Source organism: Mucilaginibacter sp. KACC 22063 (assembly GCF_028736115.1).
Lineage (GTDB): Bacteria > Bacteroidota > Bacteroidia > Sphingobacteriales > Sphingobacteriaceae > Mucilaginibacter.
Genome location: NZ_CP117877.1, coordinates 2,308,703 through 2,334,511 on the forward strand (window position 1 = coordinate 2,308,703; position 25,809 = coordinate 2,334,511).

The 25,809-nt window shown below is 41.5% G+C and carries 17 protein-coding genes and 1 riboswitch; of the genes, 7 read left to right on the top strand and 10 right to left on the bottom strand.

Translation table 11 applies throughout. From position 1 onward, the window contains the following. Positions 1-49: 49 nt before the first annotated feature. The 4 genes from PQ461_RS09895 to PQ461_RS09910 all read right to left on the bottom strand — a co-directional run bounded on the left by PQ461_RS09895 (position 50) and on the right by PQ461_RS09910 (position 4,751). Positions 50-2,164 carry a carboxypeptidase-like regulatory domain-containing protein gene (locus PQ461_RS09895; protein WP_274303821.1) on the bottom strand — a complete coding sequence of 705 codons (2,115 nt, stop codon included), beginning with the start codon at positions 2,162-2,164 and terminating at the stop codon, positions 50-52. Between the two features lie 14 nt (positions 2,165-2,178). After that, entirely contained in the window at positions 2,179-3,144 is a 966-nt protein-coding gene (locus PQ461_RS09900) for a FecR domain-containing protein (protein ID WP_274303823.1), read from the bottom strand. A gap of 19 nt (positions 3,145-3,163) precedes the next feature. Then, on the bottom strand, positions 3,164-3,745 hold the full coding sequence (locus PQ461_RS09905; RefSeq protein WP_274303825.1) for an RNA polymerase sigma-70 factor: 582 nt from the start codon (positions 3,743-3,745) through the stop codon (positions 3,164-3,166). Between the two features lie 187 nt (positions 3,746-3,932). Further along, entirely contained in the window at positions 3,933-4,751 is an 819-nt protein-coding gene (locus PQ461_RS09910) for an NAD(P)H-binding protein (RefSeq protein WP_274303827.1), read from the bottom strand. Between the two features lie 241 nt (positions 4,752-4,992). Continuing rightward, positions 4,993-5,095: riboswitch (TPP riboswitch) on the top strand. Positions 5,096-5,193: 98 nt separating this feature from the next. On the opposite strand from PQ461_RS09910, the gene PQ461_RS09915 reads away from it, so the two are divergent. The 4 genes from PQ461_RS09915 to PQ461_RS09930 are packed head-to-tail and all read left to right on the top strand — an operon-like array spanning position 5,194 to position 7,874. Beyond that, the gene (locus tag PQ461_RS09915; RefSeq protein ID WP_274303829.1) at positions 5,194-5,916 is read left to right on the top strand and encodes a class I SAM-dependent methyltransferase; all 723 of its coding nucleotides are present in this window, start codon (positions 5,194-5,196) and stop codon (positions 5,914-5,916) included. A gap of 10 nt (positions 5,917-5,926) precedes the next feature. After that, positions 5,927-6,970: an AIR synthase family protein gene (locus PQ461_RS09920; RefSeq protein ID WP_274303831.1), complete on the top strand. Its 1,044-nt coding sequence runs from the start codon at positions 5,927-5,929 to the stop codon at positions 6,968-6,970. Continuing rightward, positions 6,967-7,605 carry a thiamine phosphate synthase gene (locus tag PQ461_RS09925; RefSeq protein WP_274303832.1) on the top strand — a complete coding sequence of 213 codons (639 nt, stop codon included), beginning with the start codon at positions 6,967-6,969 and terminating at the stop codon, positions 7,603-7,605. Before PQ461_RS09920 ends, PQ461_RS09925 begins: the two co-directional genes overlap by 4 nt. An 11-nt stretch (positions 7,606-7,616) precedes the next feature. Then, entirely contained in the window at positions 7,617-7,874 is a 258-nt protein-coding gene (locus PQ461_RS09930; protein ID WP_274303833.1) for a Trm112 family protein, read from the top strand. Between the two features lie 99 nt (positions 7,875-7,973). On the opposite strand, the gene PQ461_RS09935 is transcribed toward PQ461_RS09930, so the two are convergent. Beyond that, complete coding sequence (locus PQ461_RS09935) at positions 7,974-9,200, bottom strand: glycoside hydrolase (protein WP_274303835.1); 1,227 nt, start codon at positions 9,198-9,200, stop codon at positions 7,974-7,976. Positions 9,201-9,578: 378 nt separating this feature from the next. Continuing rightward, on the bottom strand, positions 9,579-13,697 hold the full coding sequence (locus PQ461_RS09940) for a hybrid sensor histidine kinase/response regulator transcription factor (RefSeq protein ID WP_274303837.1): 4,119 nt from the start codon (positions 13,695-13,697) through the stop codon (positions 9,579-9,581). A gap of 651 nt (positions 13,698-14,348) precedes the next feature. Between PQ461_RS09940 and PQ461_RS09945 the strand changes: the two genes are divergently transcribed. Beyond that, on the top strand, positions 14,349-15,827 hold the full coding sequence (locus tag PQ461_RS09945; RefSeq protein ID WP_274303838.1) for an RICIN domain-containing protein: 1,479 nt from the start codon (positions 14,349-14,351) through the stop codon (positions 15,825-15,827). Between the two features lie 240 nt (positions 15,828-16,067). Here PQ461_RS09945 and PQ461_RS09950 read toward each other — a convergent pair whose 3' ends face one another. The 3 genes from PQ461_RS09950 to PQ461_RS09960 form a co-directional block, all read right to left on the bottom strand. Continuing rightward, positions 16,068-17,621 (bottom strand): RagB/SusD family nutrient uptake outer membrane protein, encoded by a 1,554-nt coding sequence (locus PQ461_RS09950; protein WP_274303840.1) that lies wholly within the window; start codon positions 17,619-17,621, stop codon positions 16,068-16,070. Positions 17,622-17,631: 10 nt separating this feature from the next. Further along, positions 17,632-20,778 (bottom strand): SusC/RagA family TonB-linked outer membrane protein, encoded by a 3,147-nt coding sequence (locus PQ461_RS09955; protein ID WP_274303842.1) that lies wholly within the window; start codon positions 20,776-20,778, stop codon positions 17,632-17,634. 568 nt (positions 20,779-21,346) lie between these two features. Further along, positions 21,347-23,671, bottom strand: coding sequence for a TonB-dependent receptor (locus PQ461_RS09960; protein WP_274303845.1), 2,325 nt, complete (start codon positions 23,669-23,671; stop codon positions 21,347-21,349). 215 nt (positions 23,672-23,886) lie between these two features. Here PQ461_RS09960 and PQ461_RS09965 point away from each other — a divergent pair, with 215 nt between their 5' ends. Next, entirely contained in the window at positions 23,887-24,420 is a 534-nt protein-coding gene (locus PQ461_RS09965; protein WP_274303847.1) for a hypothetical protein, read from the top strand. A 73-nt stretch (positions 24,421-24,493) separates the two neighbouring features. On the opposite strand, the gene PQ461_RS09970 is transcribed toward PQ461_RS09965, so the two are convergent. Next, the gene (locus tag PQ461_RS09970) at positions 24,494-24,862 is read right to left on the bottom strand and encodes a hypothetical protein (RefSeq protein ID WP_274303848.1); all 369 of its coding nucleotides are present in this window, start codon (positions 24,860-24,862) and stop codon (positions 24,494-24,496) included. A gap of 99 nt (positions 24,863-24,961) precedes the next feature. On the opposite strand from PQ461_RS09970, the gene PQ461_RS09975 reads away from it, so the two are divergent. Further along, the gene (locus PQ461_RS09975; RefSeq protein ID WP_274303850.1) at positions 24,962-25,807 is read left to right on the top strand and encodes an FEKKY domain-containing protein; all 846 of its coding nucleotides are present in this window, start codon (positions 24,962-24,964) and stop codon (positions 25,805-25,807) included. Positions 25,808-25,809: the final 2 nt, after the last annotated feature.

Consider the following 25,809-nt stretch of genomic DNA (forward strand, 5'->3'; position numbering starts at 1 on the left):
TAATACCAAGACGCTCTGTTAGAGATGTACCCTTACAACGTGTTGTAAATTATTTACTAAGCTTTAACCGGTAGCCCAGTCGTAATGCAAACTGCTTGTATTGGGATTGCACTCCATAATCTTCAAACTTTAGTCCGGCTTCCAGTCCGCTACGGAAGCTAAAACCGCCGGAGATGCTGTACATTAAAGCACGGTAGGGTTTAAGATATGTAACGTAGGAACCATCTGAATTTAAATAAACAGGATATTCTTCACTTGGTCCAAATGCAGCACCAAGTTCGGCCTGTATAAACAACGTTTTGGTCATACTAAGCCGGGCGCCTGCCTGAAGGGGGATTATATTAACTGGCTTCACATCCTTATCTGTAGCTATATGTGTGTATCCTGCTGATAATATCCCGGTAAGACTGGAGCCTAAATCGCGTTGTAGAGAAAGTTCGCCGCCAGACACCAATCGATACGGCTCATCCCATCCTATACCAGTTGTAGCTGCCACATTCAAGTACCATGCCTGCGAATTATCAATGGTCTTATTTGCCGGTTTGAACATGCCGTTATAAGTTATCCCGGCTTCCCAGCTTAACCAATTTCTGGTTTGTGTTGTTCCGATGGGTAATGTTGCCGAATATTCAGGGGCATGAGTTACATTTTCATATCCTGGTACATGCCAGTTATGATTATATTTATAATAGTTATAAGTGGGGCCGCCCACCAAGCTCAGGTGAGGTGTAAGCTGTATGTTAAGCAACAGTTTCGCTTGTCCCCATTGATTATCCCACTGTGTATTATTAGCTAAATGATAGTTTGCCTCGGCTGATAAGTATACTTTGTCGCTGAATATGAAATCGTGTCCTATCCCCAGGCCTAATGCATAAAACTTTTTGTTGGGTAACAGATTAACGCTGGTCAGCAGGGTGCTGTAAAAAGCATGTGTCCCTGTTTTAAGGGCAATATTTGCGTTGGCTAAATCATTAACGAAATAAGAAACTTTATAAAAACCGTTACGTGTGATATTAAGGATCCCTATACTGGCTCCATCAGACGTATCGGCAACGTTTACCAAGCCTATCTGCAGGCCTTTCAGATGCCGGGTTTCATTGTGCAGCGCACTCATTTGCAAGCCTGATACCTGCGCTTCGGTTTTATTTGTAAACAGCGACAGTTGAACACCCCTAAGGGTATCCAGTACCAGGTTATGGGCTCCGGATAGTTGTAAGCCCGTCATGTTACCACCAACAAGGTTAAATATGCCTGCCAATTGCAGGTATCTCGAATCTTGTTTATTAATGTTAAACAGCCCACCGACTTCAAGCCCGTTTACACCTGCAGTATAACCACCCGCCAGGTTGAGTGAAAATTTATTCACTACCTGCGGACTGAACATACCATGCGTGCTTAGTCCCGGGGTTAAAGAAACCTGAAAGGGGCGTTTGGCAAAGAAATCCGGAATGTTTAAACTTTGTATCTTTTGCCGGGCAGAGATAAACAGGCTTCCTAAGCCGGTCCGTTCAATGCCATTAGCCCGGTTGTGGACATTCATATAGTCCTTCGCATTGTTTCTGCTATTGACCGATACAGTTTGCAAAAAGTTGATGGCGGTATCTTTGTAGTGCAGTTTACTTACGGTAATTCGAATAGTACCCGTATTACTGTTTTTAAGTTTCAGGCGGAAATAGCCGTGCTCATCAGTAAGCGTAGAAGCCAGTTGCTGCTTTTCGTAAACACTGGCGTTCATCAGCCTTTCACCGGTTCGCTCATCGGCAACCAGTCCGCTAACCGAATATGAGCTGTTTTCGTCTGTAATATCCGTATTGATCATCGAAAACTGTCGTAGCTGTGATGTAATAATCAGATAATTCTTTCGCTCCTCATAGGCAAACCGGTTATGAAAAAGAGATGTAAGGATGTCTGATACTTTGCCGGCTACATGCAGCGCAATCACACTGTCTTTGGGGAGCAGCTTTCCCTCATAAGAGAAATAAAAGTGACCCTGACGGCCAATTTCATTCAGCACCTCCGCAATACGCTGTCGATCGTAATTAATAGTGACCTGCTTATCTAAAAGCCCCTGGGCATTTACTCTTAAAGCTGCTAACAGAACAAATAATATGATTACTGTTGCTGACCTGAATATGTTATGATTTTTTGAGTAGCGTTTTATCATCAACAGTCCAATGGTTATTTTAAAATAATAGTACTGTCAACTTTAACTACCTTCACATTGAATGTTCTGCTAATGATATCCAGAATATCATCTAAAGATTCGTTTTTAAATGTCGTATTCAGCAATAAACCGTAAAGCTTAGGGTTTTTGATCACAATGTGACTGTCATATGCTTCATTTAAGGTATTCACCATCTGTAATAACGGCGTATCGTCTGCCACAAATTCATGGGTACGGTAGTATTGATAAAGTTGATTGGTATTGTAAGACTTAACCATGCGATCATTAACTGAAGCGATGCTTAGTTTTTCATGCGGCCTGAGCATCACAGTTTTACCGGCTTTTATTACAGCTACCATGCCGGTTTCTACAATAACTTCTACTTTGCCATTTTTATTTTTAACGTTAAAGGATGTGCCCAGTACTTGTATGCTGATTTTTCCCGCATTAATGATAAAAGGTTTATTAACCTGATGTGCCACATTAAAGAAAGCTTCGCCCTCACGAAGTTCCACTGTCCTTTGTTGGCTTTTAAATACTTCTGGATATTTAAAAACAGTGTTTTGATTTAAAGTGATGACAGACCCATCTGACAGTGTATCGACTTTCACCTCCAGACGGGCAGTGGTCAGTTGTAGCTGCGATGCCGGCCGCTGTGTCCATAACCACCATCCACCACCGACTATCACAAACAGTGCGGCAGCTATCTTCAGCCATGTATATGACCACTTTAATGGCAGTATTTTGGCTGTATTTTTCTGCCGATCCAGCGTTTTTTGTTTGAACCTTTCTAAAGATGCTTTTGCATCAAATGTTTCGTTCAAGTCACTGCTGTTACTTACCTGCCAAATTAACCTGAACTGTTCCAAACGACGCTCATTGGCAGTATCTGCTTTTAACCAGGCTTCTACCTGCGCGCGCTGCCCTTCAGTAGTTTCACCAAGCAGGTAAGTAATTAATATATCGTCATCTATTTTCATGATTTAGCCGTAATGATTTTTACAAATAGTTGAGCATGAACCACATGAGTAGCGGCAGATAATCAACCAACTGTACCCTGAGTTTTTTAAGTGCCCGGCTCATCTGCGTTTCTACTGTTTTTACCGATAATCCAAGCTGATGTGCAATCTCAGCATATTTTAATTCCTCAAAACGGCTGAGCTGAAATATGGTGCGGCATTGTTCCGGAAGCCCATTAATAGCCATTTTTACCTTTTGCTCCAGTTCTTTGTATTGCAGTTTGTTAACGGTATGATCTGAGTAGCTTTTTTCCTGGTTCACGGCATTTGATTCATAAGCTTGTTTGATTTTTTGATGCTTAAAATAATTTAAGCACTCGTGATAGACTGATCTGTACAGATAAGCCTTTATGGAAGTATGGATCTGAATTCCTTCCTTTCTTTCCAAAATTTTCCAGAACACCTGATGTACCATCTCCTCAGCAATGATCTTATCAGCCACCATCGTATAAGCATATCGGTGTAAGGCGTTAAAGTACGTCAGGTAAAGGTTGTCGAAATCCGGACTATCTGCTTCCAGATTAATCATCCCGGGGTTTTGCTCATTTTGATTGGTATACAATTCTTTCGACTTATTTGAAATTCTTTAATGCTGTTTAGGTTTTAGACAACAAAGCTTTGTATTACCCTTACACCATCTGAAAAAATATTGTATCGGATTAAGAGGTCCAAAAAGAAAAGCAGGCCTGGTTACTGATACTTAATATCACAGGTTGCAAAGGTAAATGTAAAAGCACTAACCCATTAAGCTATCGATAGTTCGTAATAAACAACCATTTAGTTAAATTGAAGACTTGGTATTCATAAAAGTTGTGACCATGTAGACTGTTAACTTCCTTCCACTTATGCTTATCCAGGACAAAATCTGGTAATGGTAGCTTTTCAGTTTCGGCGGCAAGGCAGTAAAAATCTTTCCTTGTTGGATGATCCGGACTAACGCCGTTTAGGTGCCGGATCATTTTTTTTGAATTGATGAGTGCTTGCGTTAAGCCGATACAATCCTGCAAATGGATCAAATTTACCGGTGCAAGGCCATTGGGGATATCCTTTTTACCGGAAAGAAATTTTCCCGGCATACGGCCGGGGCCTATAAGTCCGCCAAATCTTAAGATGGTAACATCAAGCTGCGTCTCGGCTAAAAGCAACTCTTCAGCCGCTAATAATAACTGCGCAGATTCAGTATCAGGATGAGGGGGGCTTTGCTCATTTACAACCATGCATGGTTCGCCATAAACACTTACCGAACTGATGAAAATTATTTTTCTTATTGCCGAGGTCTTAATTTTTTTGATCAGAGCCTGTATTTCTAACAGATAATTTGCTCTGTTACCCAGGTTAACATTACAGGCGATGATAAGTGTATCACAAGTAAAGAAGTCATCAAGCCCGATAGTGCTATCAAGATTTTGAAGATCAATCAAAAATGGTTGAATCCCCTGCTGCTGTAACAATGCAAGCTTTTCATACTTAGTCACTGAACCTTTTACCAACCAGCCTTTTCGTAGCAAAGCATTTGCTAACCCTTGCCCATACCATCCGCAACCTAATATGCTGACCATTTTTTCCATAAGTACTCACCTCAAATTCTACAGACTAAAGTAACAATGTATGATCGCACCGGACGAGTGATTTCAAAAAACACTTTGTCATTTAATAGATACTTTATCAAGAGAGCTCATTGCTCCACGCTACAAAGTATGCCGAATCGTTTAATAATGCAAGCCGACTTAATCTTTCAACCCTTTGTAACCTTTAAAACTTATCTGCAAAAACGATTTGTAGTTAAGTTAAAGATGACTACCTTGCCGCCATACTTGCACGGGGTGCTTTTGCTGACGAGGTAAAGGCTGAGATAATACCCGATAAACCTGATACGGATAATACCGGCGGAGGGATGCATGGGCTAATCATACTATTACAGCAGCTTGCTGTTATTCAATAGGAAAAGCCTTGTTTCTGTCGTTGTATTTATGCGACCGGGAGCAAGGCTTTTACATTTAACACCTATTGATGATGGAAATCAGACAAAACGGCGATTTTGGTCTTATGACCCGGCAGCTAACCAACTGGCAGGGACGTAAAGAATGGTTTTTCAACCGCGAACACACAGATACTTATGAGCAATGGTACGAAGGGCGTTACAAGCGCGCCGAAGTGTGGCAAAAGAAAGTAATGGCGCAACTGCTGGGCAAGGATCCCCGCATAAAAGAATTGCTGGAATTTGGCTGCGGCACTACCCGCTTTACAAGATGGTGGCACGAAATAGGTATAGACGCAACCGGAGGAGATCTTTCTCCCTTTATGCTGGGACAGGCCGTTCACTTATTTAAAGGGGACCTGGTGAATGCCGACTCTCACTTTATGCCCTTTAAAGATCATACTTTTGATGCAGTAGCCTTTATTACCACTTTTGAATACTATCGCGATCCGGTACAGGTGATCCGCGAGGCTGCACGGGTTGGGCGGCATGGTATTGCGTTTGGCATGATGAACCGCAACTCGCCAAAAGTGCTGCGCAGGCGTGTACAGCAACTCTTCGGGAAAAATCCGTTCTATGTAACGGCAACCTTCTATACGCCGAAATTATTGATCGAAAAGATTGAAGAGGCACTGCAAGGGCGCTCTTATAGCCTGGAGTGGACTTGTACAGGTTTGCCCGAATGGTTCCCCGTTCAGCAATGGAGCGTACCGGTAGGCGATTTCTTTGGGTTGTATGTCAAATTCAGTGATTAAGTTACCGGCTATGTCAGCAACATCTGGAAAGATTTCGGGCGGCGGTTTTGACGAAGTCATACTGCCGCGGTTGGGGCACCCACGCCATAACGTAAAACGGGGAGCAGCATTTGGTGTAGATGTATCATTGATAGATATTGGCGGTGGCCAGGGATTAGCCTTAACGAGCGATCCGCTGTCATTGATTCCCACTCTGGGTTTGGCAGAATCGGCATGGCTTTCGGTACATTTAATGGCCAATGACATGGCCACTACCGGTTTTTCGCCCATGTATGCCCAGATGGTGCTCAACCTGCCTGTTAGTTTAAGTAAAGAAGACTTTACCCGTTACTGGGATTACATCCATCAGTATTGTGACGCTATTGGTGTTGCTATCACGGGCGGGCATACCGGGAGCATTGAGGAGCAAAACTCCACCATTGCTGGCGGCGGTACCATGTTACTGACGGCGCCGATTAATGATATTTTACTGAGCAGCAACGCAAGGCAGGGTGATGTGATCATTGTGACCAAGGAATGCGCACTTTCTTCAGCTGCCATACTGGCAATGAGTTTTCCGGAAACAGTGAAGAATAAACTTGGCAATGAAATCTACAACAAGGCATGTGCGTTGTTCTATGAAACCTCTTCCTTGCCAGACGCCCTTGCCGCTGCAACTACAAAGCAAGTGACGGCCATGCATGACGTAACAGAAGGCGGGGTTTTGGGTGCCGTTTATGAAATGGCTATTGCTTCCGGTTTAGGCGTGCGTGTGCAAAATGATCTTTTACCATTGGGTGATGCACAGCAGCAAATAACCGAACTGTTTGGCATCGATGCACGTTTTTGTATAGGTGCCGGGGCTATGGTGATGGCGGTGAATCCTGATGGTGTACAATCGGTATTAGCCTGCCTGGCAAAAAATAACATTAAAGCTACGGTGATCGGGGAGTTTGCAGATAAGCAAAGCGGCTACATCCTGGTTAAGGATGGCAAAGAAGAAAACATGCCTTATTTTGAACGTGATCCCTACTGGGCAGCATTTTTTAACGCCCTTAAACGCAGCTGGAAATGAGTAATAAACAGATGATAACAGGTGGTGTGTACCTGGTTATTGATCCAGGTATGGAAAGTTCATTGCTGTTATCTAAGCTGTCCGACGCATTAAAGGGAGGCTTACAGGCTGTGCAAATTTGGGATCATTGGCTTACTGGTGCTGATAAAAAACTCTTTATTCATGCTGTTGCCAAGCTTTGCAGCGTTTACAATGTGCCATTATTAATAGATAATAATTGGCAATTGATGATGGAATCACCGGAACTGGACGGTGTTCACTTTGATGGTATCCCGGAAGACTACGATCTGATTCGAAATAAAGTTGAAAAGGATTTCATAGCCGGAATTACCTGTTCGGGCGACCTGGACATCGTAAAGTGGGCTAATGAAAAACGCCTGAATTATGTATCCTTTTGTGCGATGTTTCCATCACCGTCTGCCGGTAGCTGCGATATTGTAATGCCTTCGACAGTAAGGCAGGCAAAAACCATGACTGATCTGCCTTTATTTGTATCAGGCGGCATCACGCCTGAAAACACCGCTGATCTGCGGAAACTGATCACTTTTGATGGCGTAGCTGTGATCTCTGGTATCATGACTGCGGATGACCCTTATCTAAAAGTTAAACAATACAAAAATGCCTTAACCGGCTAAATAGACTTTCAATGAAATTAACAACCATCGCTAAATTATGCTGCCCATTTGATAAGCATAACCTGCAACTGAAAACATTAGCGCACGATGTGGAACAAAATGTAATAGACGGCATATTGACCTGTACCGAGTGTAAAAGGAATTATCCGATTATTTATGGTGTGCCGATAATGGCCCCGGACGAATACCGCCAGATAGCCCTGGAACAGCTCGTCATAGATCGGTGGAAGATAGCTTATGGCATAGAGCCGTTAAAGTTACTACCCTAAAGGCCTGTAGTTAAGGTTATGGTTGCCATAAATAAAAATGCCACAAGCCGGTATGCAGATGCATACCGGCTTGTGGCAAAGCAATATTAGATAACTAAATTAATATTGATGAAAGGTGGTGATACTTTGCGGAGGTAGGGTATAGGTAAAAGCATTATTAGTTACAGCAACACCGGTTAAATTAGCCATATTTTGGGTGCTGGATGTTTGGGTAACATTCATTGATGTTAAGCCGGTAATGTTTTGAAAGTTAAATGCCTGGTTAACTGCCGTGGTGCCCATGTTAATTGCTACTACCACAATTCCGCCATTTCTGTAAGCAGTTACATATACATTTGAACTTGGATTGTAAGTTGCTGAGATATGCGACTTACCGGGCCGCACAAATTTGGCAAACTGCCCCATGGTATACCCGTTTTTAAAAATTGTACCATCGTTATTTACCAGGTTAACGTTAGTATCAGTGTCATTAACCCACCACCAGAAATAGGCACTCATCTGGCTGTTCACACAGTCGCTGATGTTTTTCGCAATATTTAAGCAGGCAGTAATATCATTTTGTCCGTTGATGTAGTATTCTGTCATCCAAACGTGTTTGCCTTTATTAAGTGCATTTTGGTGTACATACAATCCCGATCCATAAATATGGCCGCCAACAAAGGTTACCTTATTCACAGCATCGGCATCGTTTAAAACAGGATCTGAATAGTTGTCATCGAAATGGAAAGATTCCGGCATTACGATTGGCTTTCCGATGGTTGCCGAGTTATTTTTAACGAAAGTTAATATCTGTGCCGGTGTCCATGCAACCGAACCAATATCTGGCTCATTTTGAAAAGATACATAGTCAATACCTATTGTATTGGCCGCCTGATTTAAATAACTGGCGTAGTTACTGTAATATTGGGGTAGCAGGTACCCACCGGTACTTTTGCCGTTACTGGTCCATGCTACCGGTGGCGACCATTCTGATCCTAAAACTTTTAACCCGGCAGCGTGGGCAGCGGCTGCGTTCGCCGTTTCGTCTCCCCAGTTAGCACTGTTCTGGTCAACACGGACTCTTAATAATGACATGCCCAGTGTGTTGTAAAGCGCATTATTTTTCGCAGCACTCAACTTACCGCACCAGGCGCTCGAAAATCCGATGCCATCCATAGTCTGGTAAACTGTTCCTCCGTCAATAAGCGCTGTACTGTTTGTTGCGGCTACCTGTAATGATTTGTTAGCCAAAGCCGACTGTTGTGGCGTGGGTTCCTGCACCTGATTTTTAGTGCAACTTGCCAACACCATTAATGGTGCCAGTAAAGCAGATAACTTTTTTTTCATAGAAGGGGTATATTAAGTTAAACATAGTATGTCAGTACACTTGGCGGTTATACATCAATGTGTTTAAATCAACTGCACTTATTTCAGCGTGAGATCCGATCGGCAAGCTATAAACGTATAAAGCTATTTCGCGGATCAGCAAGCTAATCTGAGTACATCAAAAGGGTATGCGAAAATATCTTTAAGTATGGGGAGAGTATGCCACTATTTACCAAAAAGGTAGTACAAATGATAAATGGATACAAAAGGGTATTGCTTTAATCATAAAGCAAATTAAAGCTTATATATTAAATGTATTTCTTTTTAGTGTGTTATATTATTTTAATATTTAAGTTAAAACATATGCTAGGGTGCTGCAAAAATGTTATTTATAATAAGTTAGGAGTTAGTTTTTCCCTTTTCACTCACATGATTTGCCATCTCACTTTTAAAGTTTTTGCGATACTTTTTAATGTATTCTGATGGCTTTAAGTCAAACACCTTCTTAAATTGCTCCCTGAAATATTTAATATCTTTTATACCTACTGCATAAGCTGTTTCATAAATATTTAAGTCGCTGTGTACAAAAAGTTGTGCCGCCTTTCGTAACCTGATCGATCTGATGAAGCTGTTAGCAGGTTGCCCCGAGATCATCTTAATTTTTTTATAGATTCCGGAATAGGACATGTTTAACTCCGATGCTAATGTTTGAAGGTTAAAAGCAGGGTCTGTGATATGTTCTTCAACAATCTGTATACAAGATTCCAGGAAACGTTTGTATTCGATAGAGATATTTTGGGGATTATTGTTCAGCGTAATTTCATTATAAAAATATTGCTGTAAGGTGTTCCTGCTTTTAAGAAGCCCTGTAACTCTTGCTTTCAGTATGTCTTTATCAAAAGGTTTACTAATATAATCGTCCGCACCGCCCTCAATACCTTTCAGTTTTATTTCGTTTGATGCACTTGCTGTTAAAAGAATTACCGGGACATGCGCGGTCGCCATATTCCCTTTAAGTGCAGCGCATACTTCTATACCTGTTATTCCATCCATCATCACATCACAAATAACAATGTCAGGCCAGTGTTTATTTGCTTTTTTTATTCCATCTTCGCCATTTGAGGCTTCAAGAACTTGATATTCAGATTGGAAAGTCTGGCGCAGATAATCTCTTATATCCTGGTTGTCGTCAATAATCAATAGTGTCTTCAGCTCAGAAATAGCCGGTTCGTCAGCCGTGTTTTTTATTGGCTTTTGGTTGTCAGTATTAATTTCGCTGTCGAGCAGTTCTTTTAAAAATCCTGATGTAGGGGCATGCTGATTAAGTATAAGCTGCCCATTCAGATGTGATTGCCCTTTTTGTAATGTAACGGTGAAGGTTGTTCCTTTTCCGGGCTCGCTATGATAGGTTACCATTCCCTTCTGCCGCTCTATGAAATTTTTGACCAGATATAACCCGATACCAAACCCCTGAGTATAAACGCCTGACGGTTCTGATACCTGGTAAAAACGGTCGAAAAGTTTATCACCTATGTCTGCCGAAATTCCCGGGCCGGTGTCTTCTACGGTTATAGATACGCTTTCTTCAGATTCTTCCGCCCGGATACTGATCTTGCCATGTTTAGGAGTAAACTTAATGGCATTTGAGAGCAAATTAAACACTACGATCTCTGTTTTTTCACGGTCTGCAAAGATGTTTAAACAATCTGCTGACGTGGTAAACGTAAGCTCGATATGTTTGCGCTTTGCCTCGTGTGCAAAGCATAAGTAAACATCATTACAAAGTTCAACAATGTTTACCTGGCTTATCCTAAGCTGATCTGATGCCGATTCTGCCTTTTTAAAAAGAAGCAGCTGATCTACCAGACCTAATAACCGGCGCGCATTTCTGTAAACAATATTAAGTTCAGAGGCGTTTATTTCCTTTTTGTCATTACTTAATAGCTCCTTAACAGGGTTGATAATCAATGTTAACGGAGTTCTGAACTCATGCGAAATGTTGGTAAAAAAAGCAAGTTTCCTTTCACTGAGCTCCTTTTCCTTTTCGCTTTCATAGTGTGCAATTTGTATCTCATACTTCAACTTAGCCTGGCGGTCTTTATATAAAAGATACAGATAAATCAGGCCTGCAAGTATAATTGCGTAAATAGAGTAGGCCCACCAGGTGCGGTACCAGGGTGGGGATATAATGATGGTTAGTCGCCTGGGGTTCAAGTTCCATACACCGTCATTGTTACTGGCCACTACATTAAAAATATAAGTGCCTGGGTTTAAGTTGGTATAGGTAACCCTGCGTTGGTTGTTGTTTGAGATCCATTTTTGGTCAAAACCTTCCAGTTTATACCGGTAAGCATTTTTCTCTGAATGCGTAAAATTAAGCGCGACAAATTCAATAGAAAATACATTTTGGTCGTGCGTAAGAAATGCCGTGTCAGCTACACCGATTGGCTTTTTTAACGGAGAACTGTCGCCAGGCTTTACAGACTTATTAAATACCTGAAAATCGGTAAAATATATTTTAGGGATGTTGGTATTCAGATTGATTTTTGCCGGATCGAAAATTACCATCCCCTCATTACTACCTAAATAGATCTGCCCATCTTTTGATTTGCAGATAATGGTGTGAGAAAAAACGCCATCGCCCTCGTCGAAATTAGTAACCGTTGATGTTTGAGGTGTAAACTTTGATATGCCGATAGCAGAGTTAATCCATAAATTTCCGGCATTGTCTTCAACAATATTATTAAAAACGTTACTTGCGAACCCGTTTTTACGCGAGTAGGTAATAAAAGAATCACTTTCAGGAATGTACCTGTTAAGGCCGTCGGCCGTGCATACCCAGATATTATTTTTACTGTCCTCAAATACGCAGTGAACAATGTTGTTGCTCAGGCTGCCCGGTACCTTATCGTTATAACTATAGTGGTGAAATATACCGGTTGTAGGATCAAAGCGATCTACCCCGTTACCGCTTGTACCAATCCATACATTGCCCTTTTTATCTTTTGCAAGATTGTAGACGTGGTTACTGGCAATAGAACCGGGATTCTTTTCGTCATTATAATAATGTTTAAACTGTTGTTTATTCTCGTCAAAGATTTTTAGCCCGGCATCTGTGGCAAGCCAGTATTCATGTGGTTTTACTTCCAGAACGTCCCTAAATACGTCTTCATTAAAAAAAGCACCCAATGCAGAATGGTGGGAGTGATGTATAAAACGGTTGTTCCCGCTATTAAATTTGTCGAACCCGTTTTCAGTTGCAGCCCATAACGTGCCTTCGTGATCTAAGTAAATTTTGCCAACCTGGTTGCTACTGATAGAATTTGGGTCACCGCTGTGCTGAAACAGCTTTGCTGTCTTTCTGGCTAAGTCAAACCGGTATAAACCATTATTGGTTGCTAACCAAAGCATAGTGCCTTGAAGCAACATGCTCTTTACCTCGCCCGGTTTAACAGACAGGGGCATAAAGTGAAATTTATACTGGGTAAAATCTACTTTAGTGAGGACTTCATTACCGCAAAGCCATATTATACCCGAATGGTCATTATAAACATACCCGTCGGCTGAACTATTGGCATTACCGATCTTTTTCCATTGATTATTGTTTTTATTGATCAGGTAAAAACCGGCATTACTACCTACAGCCAGGGTGGAGTCGTTCACATTGTCGATGCTATACGCACCTACATTTGTTTTGTCATGACTTGGAAACGGGGTGTATCGTTGTTTGGCTGGATCAAAACAGAAAAGTCCGCTCCAATAAGTCCCTACCCATATACAGCCTTTTTTGTGATCGTAGTAAAGGTTCCAGATATCATTAGCCGTTTTTTTATGGGGTATTTCGGCTTGTGGAAAGCTGATAAAGTGTTTGCTGGTTTTATCAAACTTGTTTAAACCGCCGCTCCAATTACCAAGCCACAGATTTCTTTTGTCATCTTCTATTATGGCATTTACTGATTTCCCTTTTATTGAAAACTGGTTGTTAGGGTCGGGTTTATAGGAAATGAAAGATCGGGTGGCTGCAACATACTGATTAAAACCGTCATCAGTACCTATCCAAATAACACCATCGCTATCAGCAAAAATTGAAAAGATCTTGTTATTGCTGATGGTGTTTTTTGATCGGTCATCATGATAAAACCTTTCAAATTTTTCTGTATTGGGGTCTAAAACATTTAGGCCATCCATTGTACCAACCCATATCTTCCCGTTTTTATCTTCGGCAAGGGCATTTATAAAGTTTGAACTGATACTGTTAGGGTTGCCGGGAATGTTCACCAGGCTTTTAAAGGTATAGCCGTCAAACTTGCAAAGCCCGTTATCTGTACCAATCCACATGTAACCGTTTTTGCCTTTAAGCGCCACCGTAATATTGCCGGACGGAAGGCCATCGTGAATGGTGTATGATCTTAGCGCATAATTTCTTGTATCTCCGCTTTGAAAAGCCGAAAGGTTTTGTCCCTTTAATCCAGCAATAAATAGCAGGTTAATTAATAGGAAGAACAGCGTTTTTGTCATAGAAAAAAATCTAATAATTTTTATCGTTATACAGACTGGCCGCTGCTGTCAACCGCCGGCGAATATCCTGTAGGTTATTGCAGTGACGCTGTTGGTGTGAAATCTGAAATTTGTGGTTTATAATCCATCAAATATATTATTATAAAAATAATAACTGTATTTTAAACACTAATTCTTTTAACGCTTATCCTTAACTAAATCAAATTCACGGTGTTATTTTTTCAGATGATGATAGTCGTTTGTAGTTGAACAAATGATTCTATAGCTATTTAAAGTGACACTTTACCCCTCAATTATTGAGGTTTTGCCCCTTTTTTAATCCTGTTATTTACGGGAGATTTATATCAGCCATTATAAACGCAGACTTTCCTTAACCAACATCACACCTGTTTAAACCGGTGGCAAATCCGTGATATATTGAATTTGACATCGGTTGATCAGGAAAAGAATACAGGGCCGGAAACTCTGGACTATTTTAATTTTCTAACTCGTATTATCTTGAAAAAACCTTTAATGATCTCACAGTCGGCAGGTGTTGTGCTATGCTGTCTGCTATCGCCGGCTAGACCGCCTCCATGCTCAGCTTTTATAAAACTATCAATTATAAACGCTGATGATTAAACAACCAATATTCAATTTCTAAGAAATATTATGAGAAAATATTTAAAACTTTTACTAATAATCGCCGGTGTATCAATCTTGGCTGCTTGTAAAAAGGATGCCGTTAATTCATCTGCCGCAACAGATGCTAACAAAACTAAGAAGTCGATAGGAACCTCTTCTTTAAGCACTACTAACACTAACGGTTTCAGAGGGATTAACTGGGCTGACCCTAACGGTAATGAAGGCGACGGACGTGTGGTATTACCAAGCGGAATGACAAGTTCTATAAGCACTACCGCAGCAGCGGCTGTAGCCACCAATATTTCCAATGCACTTAAAAACAGCGGCGGTACAACCATACGTATGCCAATTAACCCCTGGACACCGCAAAACGCCAGCTACTGGGCATCTTACAAGGCTGCTATCAACGCTATTGTTGCTAATGGCTGCAAAGTAATTCTGTGCTATTGGCCGGTTGGTGTGCATCATGTGCCCGACCTGACCCAGTGGAATACCATGTGGACAGCTGTCGACAATGTTTACAAAAATAACAGTTCGGTGTTATATGAACCGATCAATGAACCTGTAGATTATTCGAGTACGGATCTGGCTAACTTATACGCAAACTTCCTGACCACCTTTAGCCCGGCAGATGGTAAATGTGTGTTAGATGGTACAGGTTATGCTACCGATGTAACAGCTATTGGGGCCGACTCGCGCCTGGTGAATCAATATCTGGGCTTTCATACTTACTGGTGGTTCTGGGGCTCATACAATGTATGGAATACTTATTATAATACGACTTCGACCAAGGTGGGTTCTTATGCTTCACGTACTATTGTAACCGAAATAGGGGTAGAAAGCTATAGAAACATAGGCTTTTATTGGCAATGGGATACCGGGGTAGAAGAAGACCAGGCTTTTTTAACAGGCAACCTGGCTTATGCAAGGGATAACTCGATGGGTACGATCGCATGGTCTGGTGTTAACGATATTGATACCTATCGCTGGTATGTATCAAGCACCAATCTGACAGAGGTAAGTCCTGGTGCAGCAAATATGTTTAGATGGTCATGGAAATTGTCGGCAGCGCCTGTTTGGCAGGGCCCGGTAAGTGATGGCCGTTATACACTTAAAAACCGTGCATCCGGACTGATGTTGGATAACCTTGGAAATACAGCAGATGGATCTACTGTTGGGCAGTATACAAGCTCAACAAGCAACAACCAAAAATGGAACATCAGTTACACTGCGGGCTACTACACGCTGAGTTGCCAGACAGGTAATGGCTGTTTAGATGTTGGTTCGAATACCGCTAATGGATCAAGCGTATTGCATTATGTTATCAGTACCAATAATTCGCAGCGTTGGTCTATCGTTTCAACCGGCGATGGTTATTATAAGATACTTAACCTTCAAACAGGAAAATACCTTGATACCGGTGGTAATACAGCTAACGGATCATCAATACAACAATGGCCGGCAGCCAGCAGCTATAACCAGCAATGGCAGCTTACCAAGCTTTAATATTAGCTCGTTAATTAACAAATTACATAAAAAAGCACGCCCAAATTGTGGCGTGCTTTTTTATGCGGCATGCAAACGAATATTAGTATTGCGAAAGTATTCAGTTTATATGCCGGATAATGCCGCATTACCTGACGGACAGCTGTAAAAATAAAACCCCCGAATAACCGCCAGCATTTGGAGGTTTTTCGAGGATTTATGGATAGAGGTTATAGGTATTAAGTTTCTTGTGAAGGGGTATTAATAACCCGGATTATTAGGCAATAGCTTTTTGTTAATATCAATATCCGCCTGCGGAATAGGCCACAGCCATCCTTTATTTGGATCGAATGTTCTGGTCTCCAATTTTACCTGCTTAAACTGCCAGGTAGACGGGCTTGCCGGATTAGTGAGCAATGATTTATCGTAACCATACGCATCATGCACCAACGACTGGTCTTTCCAGCGTAGCATATCTGCATAGCGTGTACCTTCCATAAAAAACTCTACCCTGCGTTCGTGTCTTAAAACTGCCCGTAATTGCGCCTGGCTTAAGCCCGTACCTTCAACGCTTTCAACGGTCGGCATTTTTGCTCTTGCACGTACCTGGTCTATCAGTGCGTAAACCTCTGGCGTGCTGTTGCCAGATTCGATCAGTGCTTCTGCCCGCATTAATAATACATCTGCATAGCGCATTAAAATGGTGTTTAGCGAACAGTTATTAGGGTCTGCAATGCCTATTGCAGCATATTTACGGGGGCGTGCGCCAGAAGGTACCACATCGTTAGCAGGGATATAAGTAATGGTTCCAAATTGTGATCCCGGTAAAACTACCGAAGCTGCCAGCCTTGGATCGCGGTTTACATAAGGGTTTTGCGCATTATAACCCGAAGCCGGGTTGGTAATTGGCAAGCCATTGGTCATATAGTAAGAATCAATCAGGTCTGTGGTAACATTTGGGGTAGGCCAAACGCTTAATGATAACGCAGATGATGGCCACGGCTGTGGTTGCGTAGTTGGTATATATTGTATGTCAAATATTACCTCGCTGTTGTTTTCATGTGCTTCGTCAAACATTGAAGCATAATCAGGGTACAACGTGTACGCACTTAAATCCATCACATCTTTTGCGGCTTGTGCAGCGTCAGCCCATTTTTGGTTGTAAAGTAAAACTTTGGCTTTATAAGCTAAAGCCGCTCCTTTAGTTGCACGGCCAACATCAGTGCCTGAATAAGAAACAGGTAGTGCACCAGCAGCATCTGTAAGGTCTGTAATTACCTGGGCTAATACCGTTGCCTTTGGTGATCTTGAAACGTAAGCATCAGAAAGCGATTGCACTGTTGTAATCAGCGGAACATCTCCAAAGTAAGCGATCAGGTCTGCATAGGCATAGCCGCGTAAAAATTTAGCTTCGGCCGACATCTGGCTTTTGGTGGTAGCGCTTACGCTTGAAGCCGCAACATCTTTCAAAAATTCGTTTGCACGTGAGATAATGGTATAATCCTGCGTCCATTTGGAGTACGGCGCCCAACTATTGCTGGTAGTTTGCCATTCGCCCACCTCTTTTGAACCCTGCCACGCATCCTGACAATAGGCGTTATCTGATTCGAAATCAAACTGGAAAAATTGTCCCGGTGTAGCGTTTGGAGGCAGTGCGCTATAAATACCCACAAGCGCCATTTTTACCTGTGTTTCGTTTTGAAAGAATGTAGATGGCGACAGACGGTCTTTGGGCGTCTTGTCAAGAAGATCTTTCTTGCAACCTGCAAGGCCGATAACTAAAAATGCTATTAAGAGTTTATATATAGTTTTCATGATTTTACCTTTAGAAATTAACATTTACACCTGCAGTCATGATACGTACCTGAGGGAAAGCCTCGGCTCTTGTCTGGTCTGTAGTTTGTTCCGGATCGAAGCCTTTGAATTTGGTAAACGTGAATGCGTTTTGCACGTTGGCATAAATCCTTAGCGACGACAATCCGATTTTCTTGATTGCCTTAGGGCTAAGTGTATATCCTAATTCTATGTTCTTTACACGCAGGTATGAGGCATTCTCTACATAGAAAGATGAGTGGATGTTGTTTCTTACACCATCTAAGGTTAACCTTGGGTAGGTGTTAGACGGATTTTGAGGTGTCCAGCGGTTTAACCACCAATTACCCACATTGGCAAAGCCGCTAAAAGGGGAAGCAATCTCATAATAAGTATATCCTTGTATACCTGTTACGCCTTGTAAAAAGGCACCCAGGTCAAAGTTTTTCCATGCTATGTTAAAGTTAAAGGCATAGGTGAGGTCAGGGAATTGTTTGCCGATAACCTTACGGTCATGATTTTGATCTACTATACCATCACCGTTAAGATCGGCATATTTAATATCACCGGGTTGCGGGTTATAATCCGTTACCCTTACAACACCTGGTTTAAGTGTGTAAGTACGGCTGCCATATGGTATTGAAGGATCACTGTTGTTTTGCCAGGTAAAGTCAGATATCTGGTAAATACCGGTCATCTGATAACCGTAGAAGGAGTTGATAGCAGAACCAACAACAATAGCTTTTGGTGAAGTAAATTGCTGCGGCACATTCATGCTTAAGATCTTGTTAACTATGTGCGAAAGGTTTAATGAGGTTCTCAACCTGATACCGTTATCAAACGCTTTTTTATAACTGATACCAAGCTCCACGCCTTTATTTTGAACTTCACCTGCGTTAGCCAATGGAGGTGATTGTGCAATGGTTAGTGGAATGGGTTGGGTTAGCAACAGGTTTTTAGTTCTTTTATCGAAATAATCGGCAGTGATCTCAATATTATTATGAAAAGAGATATCCAAGCCCAGGTCAAGCTGTTGAGCAGTTTCCCATGTCAAATCTTTATTGGTATTTGCTGTAATGGCTACGCCTGAATAAAGTGATCCGCCGAATGAATAATTCTGGCCCGAGCTAAGGATATCGCTCCCATTATAATAATTACTAATATTCTGATTACCTAAACGGCCCCATGATGCCCTTACTTTGGCAAAATCAAGCCAGCTAAGGTCTTTCATGAAGTTTTCTTTTGATAATACCCATGCTGCTGAGAAGGAAGGGAAGGTGCCCCATTGTTTACCCTGCGCAAATCTGGAAGAACCATCCCGGCGGATATTGGCTTCAATCAGGTATTTTTCATCATACGCATAATTGAAACGGCCAAAGAATGAACGTAACCCAAGATCATAACTGCCTGCATTATTGGTTTGCGTAGCCGCATCGCCAAGGTTTAAAACCCGTTGTGTATTGTTTACAAAATTTTTGCGGTAACCACTTTGCCAGTCGTAGGTAAACTCTTCTTCACTGTAGCCGCCTAATAAGTTGAATGAGTGCTTATTAAATGTCTTGTTATATTTTAACAAGCCGGTAAGCAGTGAGTGGCCATCAATCTCACTGGTTGTGTTAAGATCAGAAGGAAGTTGTGTAACGGTTCCGTTTTGGTTTTGCAGGGTTACATTGGCATGAAACGCGTTTCCATTGGTAGCTATCACATTGTAGCCATAGGTAAGCTGTGCGCTTAAACCAGGCAGGATTTTATACTCGGCCTCTGCCTGTCCGCTAAAGTTGTAGCGTTTGGTCAGGTTTGTACTGCCTTCTTTGATCTCGCCATAATAGTTCCGTTCACCGTTTACAGATACCCAGTTACCTGCTGCATCCTGAAGCGGGTGGATAGGCGCAAGGGTAGCATACCATTCTGCGTTCCAAAGGTCGGTAGGTTCGTTTTTGATACCTAAATTACCTGAGATATTGCCTGATACACGCAGTCTTTTATCTTTCAAATGGTAAGAGTCCAGGTTAAGACGAAAATCGGTCTTCTTGTAATCAGTGGCTACCAGTATACCTTTTTGGTCTAAATAACCCATCATGAAAGAGTAGTTCACATTGTCACTACCACCGGTGGCGCTGATGCGATGATTTTGCATATAAGCATTATCATAGTACACCTTAAAATAGTTAATATCCGGGTACATCGGATCATTATGGGCAGCGTATTTCTGTATCGTTGCATCGGAGTAAGCAGGTGCCTGGCCTGTGTTTACGGCAGCCTCATTGTAAAGCGTTGTATATTGAACCGAGTTCAGTGTTTTAGGTAACCTGGTTGGGCTTTGAATGCCTGCATATCCGCTGTAATTTACACGCACTTTACCGGCAGAGCCTCTTTTGGTAGTAATCAGGATGACACCGTTTGCTGCGCGGCTACCATAAATTGCAGATGAGGCAGCATCTTTCAATACTGAAATGGCTTGAACGTCGTTTGGGTTTACATCGCCTATCGAACCCGGAAAGCCATCTACTAACACTAATGGTGAATTGTCTCCGAAGGTTCCTACACCACGAATGTCTATCACTGTGTTATCATCCCCGGGTTTACCAGAGCTTTGCAGGGCATATACACCCGACACGGTTCCTTGCAGGGCCTGGCTGGTATTTGTTAAAGGGCGGTTTTCAAGGTCTTGCGTGTTCACGACACCTACTGAACCGGTAAGGTTTTCTTTCTTCTGTGTACCGTAACCCACCACAATTACATCGCTAAGCGTTTTCATTGATGGTTTCAGTTTTACCTGTATGTCTGTTTGCCCGTTAAGGGCTATTTCAACTTTTTCGTAAGAGACATAGGTTAGTACCAGCACTGCGTTTTCCGGCACATTGTTCAGTTGAAAGTTGCCCTTTATATCGGTCATTACGCCTCTGCTGGTGCCTTTGATGCCGATGGAAACACCTACCAGCGGCTGTCCGTTTGATTGGTCTGTTACTGTTCCTTTTACCGTTATATTAGCTTGGTTAGTAGCAGCAATCTGGCTGGCAACCGGGGCGCTGTATAACGTATACATACCCCTGGCTGATGCGCTTGCGCCCACAGGTAGTATCAATAATGCCAGAGCTTTCAATAGGGGGCGGAAGCTCCGGGAATGAAAATAATTTGGAATAAGTAATTTTCGTTTCATAATTGGTGGTTAATAATCAAATTAAATAAGGTTAATTACGTTGACAAACAGCTCATATTTGAGTATATTAAGCAATGCATACGGAATGCTTTTACTATCTCTCCTGCATTTAGGAAATAGATAAGTTGAACCAGTATAGATTGATCTGTTCGTTACGTTTTTTGGAGGTACTTTTACCACATTTGGGCAGTACAATTCTTTGTCTCAACTGCAAGTGCAGCCTTCAAAAACTTTCTCATCGGATGGTTTAATTAATAGATTTATTAGATAAAAAGATGGCCAAATGGCCTGTTAATTGGCGTAGGCAAAGTCTTCTAAAAACCTAAAAATCAAAAGGGGCTATCCTGCAAAAAACAGGGGACAAATAAGCAATTTATGCTTAAATTATGGTTTTTAGGCACTTTTTTAATGGGTTGAAAATATAAAGCTAAATTCTTTACCGGTCATATTATGCAGGTTTCAATTGGTTCCTGGCCTAAAAAGATATAGCTATTCAGTACCTCATTGCGTTGCTTTTATACAGAAGCTTATAGTCAGGTATTCAATGTTTCTTTTATCATTAAACCCTTTAAAAAATATAGCTTAAATGAAAATGCAGTATGCGGGAGTTTTCTTTCAAAATATCATCCTCAATAAACTGACTGGTGACCAGGTGGGTAGATTGGCGGCGCTGGTGAAAAATATCTGAAACCATAGCAGCCACCGTTACTTTATCTTTTAAGAAATTGTGCTTTACTTCCACATCTATGCCCCTGTTACTTATATTGTATCCCTGGGGTATATGCTGCGGTCCGGAGATTTCGCCGTGTGCAGCCAAAATAAATTTAGCCGGTAAAAATATATTTCCATCCAGGTGCAAACGGCTGTTCCAAAAGCCACTTACATTTGATGTGGTATTTGAAGATCCGTTAAAGGTATTATAGTTAAGATCATAGGTGCCTGTAACTGAAAATAACTTTTTAATATTCAACCTGTAAATTATATCGACGCCTTCTGTTGCTTCGCGTCCAATGTTCTCTGGCGTGGTAAGCAAATAACCATTCTGTGGCAGGGTAACTAATTGAATACTGTTGACCGTATTACTGTAATAAACAGATGCGCTGAACATGCTGTTACTTTTTGGCATTAACAGCACATAAGTTAATTCGGCGTGATGTGTATAAGCATCAGACAGACCGGGATTGCCGGATTGATGATTGATAGGGTTGGATATATCTGTATAAGGCAAAATCTGCAAAAATGTAGGCCTTGCAATACGTGTATCGTAGGCGATGCTTAGGCTTTGATTGTCGGTAAGCGATTTTGAAAAATAAACGCTTGGAAAGAAATTTAAATGACTGGATGATGTAGATGTGTTGGTTAAACGCGATTCGCCAGACAATATATCCAGTTCTGAGCGCAGGCCGGCTTTATATTTAAATGACCCTAACTTACCGCTGTACAACGCATATAAAGCATGTACCTGCTGATTGTATGTAAAGTTATTTGACAATGCGTTATTATAAAAATAATTGCCCGTGGTATTATTAAGCGTTGTTGCATTCAGGATATTATTGTCAATAAACCATGTGCTTTTATAGCCCAACTCTATTTTACCGTTACTGCCAATCGGGTCGGCAAAATCAGTCTGCAGCAGGTACATTTTGTTTTTGCCGTTCCCCTTGTTTACCTGGCTGTTATAGAAGCTGCCGTTGATATTATCTAATTCGCCCGAAGTGTGGCTCTGTTCGTTAACATATCGGGCTGTTGCTGTCAGTTCCTCTCCATCTTTTTCAAAGCGTTTGGTAAAATCAAGAGTAGTGCTGTACATATTATTACGTGTCATGATATCATTGGAGCCCGTAGCTGCAACACGGTTGTTGTTTTGTGCAGAATCTATGGTAAGTAGCGAGGAACTGTTTATTGTGTGCGAGCCTATATTTTGAGTGATTGATAAATCAGTTTTATCGTTAAATAGGTAGTCGAAACCCAAGCGGCTGTCCAGATCCCGGTGTTTATCGGTGTTGCTTGCCTTCTGAATTAATGTCGTATTGTCTAATGGAAAAAACTGTTGGCTTGTTCTGTTGCCAAAGATACGGTTAGCATGATAGTTAAGGTTTGCAAATACACGGATATGCTTATTCCTGTAATTTAAATCTGTACCTGCATGGTCATCAAATTGCGTAGCTGCATCAAGATTGACCACGCCGTTAAATCCTGCTTTGATATTCTTTTTCAGGATAATATTAATCAGCCCACTTTGACCTGCTGCATCATATTTGGCCGATGGGGTAGGCATTACCTCAACCCGTTCTACAGATGTAGATGGAATCATTTGCAATGCAGTACTAACGTCTGTGTAAGGTGACGGCTTACCATCTATTAATACTCCTGCTGCTTTGCCACGTACAGTGATATCACCTGATGGGCCTACATTTACGAGCGGTATCTGAGTTAAAAGATCGCTGGCAGTTCCACTGCTTACCGCACCTATCTTGGCAGCATCAAAAACTGTTTTATCAGGCTCTTGGGTCATGAAGGGGCGTTCTGCAACAATCCTTACTTCGTTCAGCATCTGTTTTGCCGGATACATAATAATTGTGCCGATGTTTATAGCTGCTGTATCATTTGCGATAATAAAGCTTTTTTTTACTGTTTGATAAGATACAAATGCGATAGTTAATCTCCAGGATCCGCCGCCCATAACTTTAAGTGAAAACCGCCCTGTGCTGTCTGAAACGCTATTTACCCTTTTAGTTGTATCTGTAATTTTTTCAGCAGTAATGGTAGCGCCTTGTATGGTTTTGTTGTCTTCGTCCACTATCTTACCGATAACATGGTCAGTGGTTTGGCCCATAGCATGCATAGTGCTGTTCACAAGCGCTATAGTCAATAATATTCTTAGTATTTTCATCGCAACCGGTAGATTGTTTTGCGACAAATAAAGCCTGGCGTAATGAGAAGGCTATGAAAGCCAAATTAATTTTTCTTCATGTCTGCAAATGGCAATTATTAAATATGGGCTTTAGGAGATGCCGTTACAGGATGGGATTTAAGACCGATATAAAATTATAGGTAAACAATCATAGACCTGATACGTTTTAAATGAAAATCTAAACTTCGTTCCATATGATTACCATCAAGCCGGTACTTACTTTAAAAATTTGCGTGTTCTTATGTTTAGCTATGTTGTGTGTCCAACTGCATGCACAATCAAATGCTCAAAAAACGGATGAGGCAGATATTGTTTCAATCCGACAGTTGTTCCAGAAGATCAATTCAAGCAACCTTACTAAACAACGGTTTACATATGAAAGTTCGGGATGTGTAGAGGATGGTGTGGTAACTTATTTTTTCAACGGCAAAGACATTGTGAAAATAACAGAGTCGGGATCAATAGGCGACGGAAGCTGGACAAACGAATATTATTACAACGCCGGCAAAGTGATATTTTGTTTTGAGAGTTTGGTAGGCGGCCCCGCAGTAGGTAAAGTAACTAAAACACAATACCGGTATTATATAAAAGACGGACGTGCGATAAGGGTATTGAAAGGCAGTACGGTAATTTCTGATGACAGCAAAGTCAGCGATATATTACAAAGCGCTAATAGGATATACAAGGCCTACGTTACTAAAGATTTTGCGGGAGCTCTGTGTAACTAAGCGACCGAAGATATTGCATGGCGGCTTACTTCTGCAAGGTAGTTTTAAGCTGATATTGAATTAATTAATCATCTTATTCAGCATTTAAAGCGATAAATGTATTTAGTACAGAATTCAACTCCTGTTTATCCGTATCCGCATTAATGGATTTGTATTGTTGCGGATTTCTATTGAGGTGCAGGGTACTTAATGTATAATTATCATGAATGTACTCTACCTTAACTTTAAAAATGCAATGACCTGTCCAGCTGCGGTGTAAGTATAACCAGTCGTCTTGTACATAAAGAAACCATCTGTCGTCCATATCTCTTGGCTTGAAACCTTGCTTTAGCGCACGGTATTCCATGTCTGATAATACTCTGTTTAATAAGGCTTCTTCAAATTCGTCAGGCATGCTGGTAATAGGCCATTCATGCGGTTGTACTATAGTGTTTATACCCATATTGCTGGAACAATATCACCTAAAATAGGTTTGGTATATAAGTTTTGAAGATACAAGCTGCCAAATAGCTTGCAGTTCAACCGTTATCTAAACCATTATATGAAAACGCAAATACTTTTTGCCTTATCAGTATTATTATTACTGATTTCTTGTAAGGAGAACAAGAAACACGCGGCTAATCTAAAGGCCACTATTATTGATACTTCCTTAAAGTGGATTGATTACCGCATTGGTGAGCGCCCGCCCGAGGGTTATTTTACCGCCTTTGACAGCATTATCAAAAAATGGAACATCCGCTACCAGCGTATTGAAGGTGGTTGTACGGCACTGCCTGCACAAAGGCAGATGTATGAAAAAGATAATCCTAAATATTTCAAGATATTACAACAACGTTTTGGGAAAGACTGGTATACACGTTTTCAGCGACAGGTAAAGGAATTAGACAGCGCTTTGCATAAGCAAAGTACAGACGATTGTCCGCGGGGAGCGGCAGTGCCGGTAATTAAGAAAGCCGTATTCCCGAATGTACACTTTGCTTTGCAATCCGACCATAATACCGGGATTGAAACCTTAACCCTGGCTAACGGTGACAAGCTTACGCTAAAGCAGTTTGGCTGCGAATATTATAACCTAAGCTTTTTCTTTGAGACAGCACAATTTGCGGCAGATACTACAGATATAGCATATTGGGGAAATGCGTCGCTTAGCCTGCTGCGGCAGGTACGCAAAGGCCTGGATACGCCTCTGGATATAGATACAGCGTTAAACAGGCTTGCCGCCCACATAGAAAAAGACAAGTTAAAATCGGGAAAGGGTCTTGAAATGGGCGAAGAAATTGACTTTGGTGGGCCAGACCCCAGGCAATATTTAACAATAGACCAAGTAAGCCAATTGGCAAATAAGCGTTACATGATCAAAATAACCTTTAGTTACGGTCCAATATAACA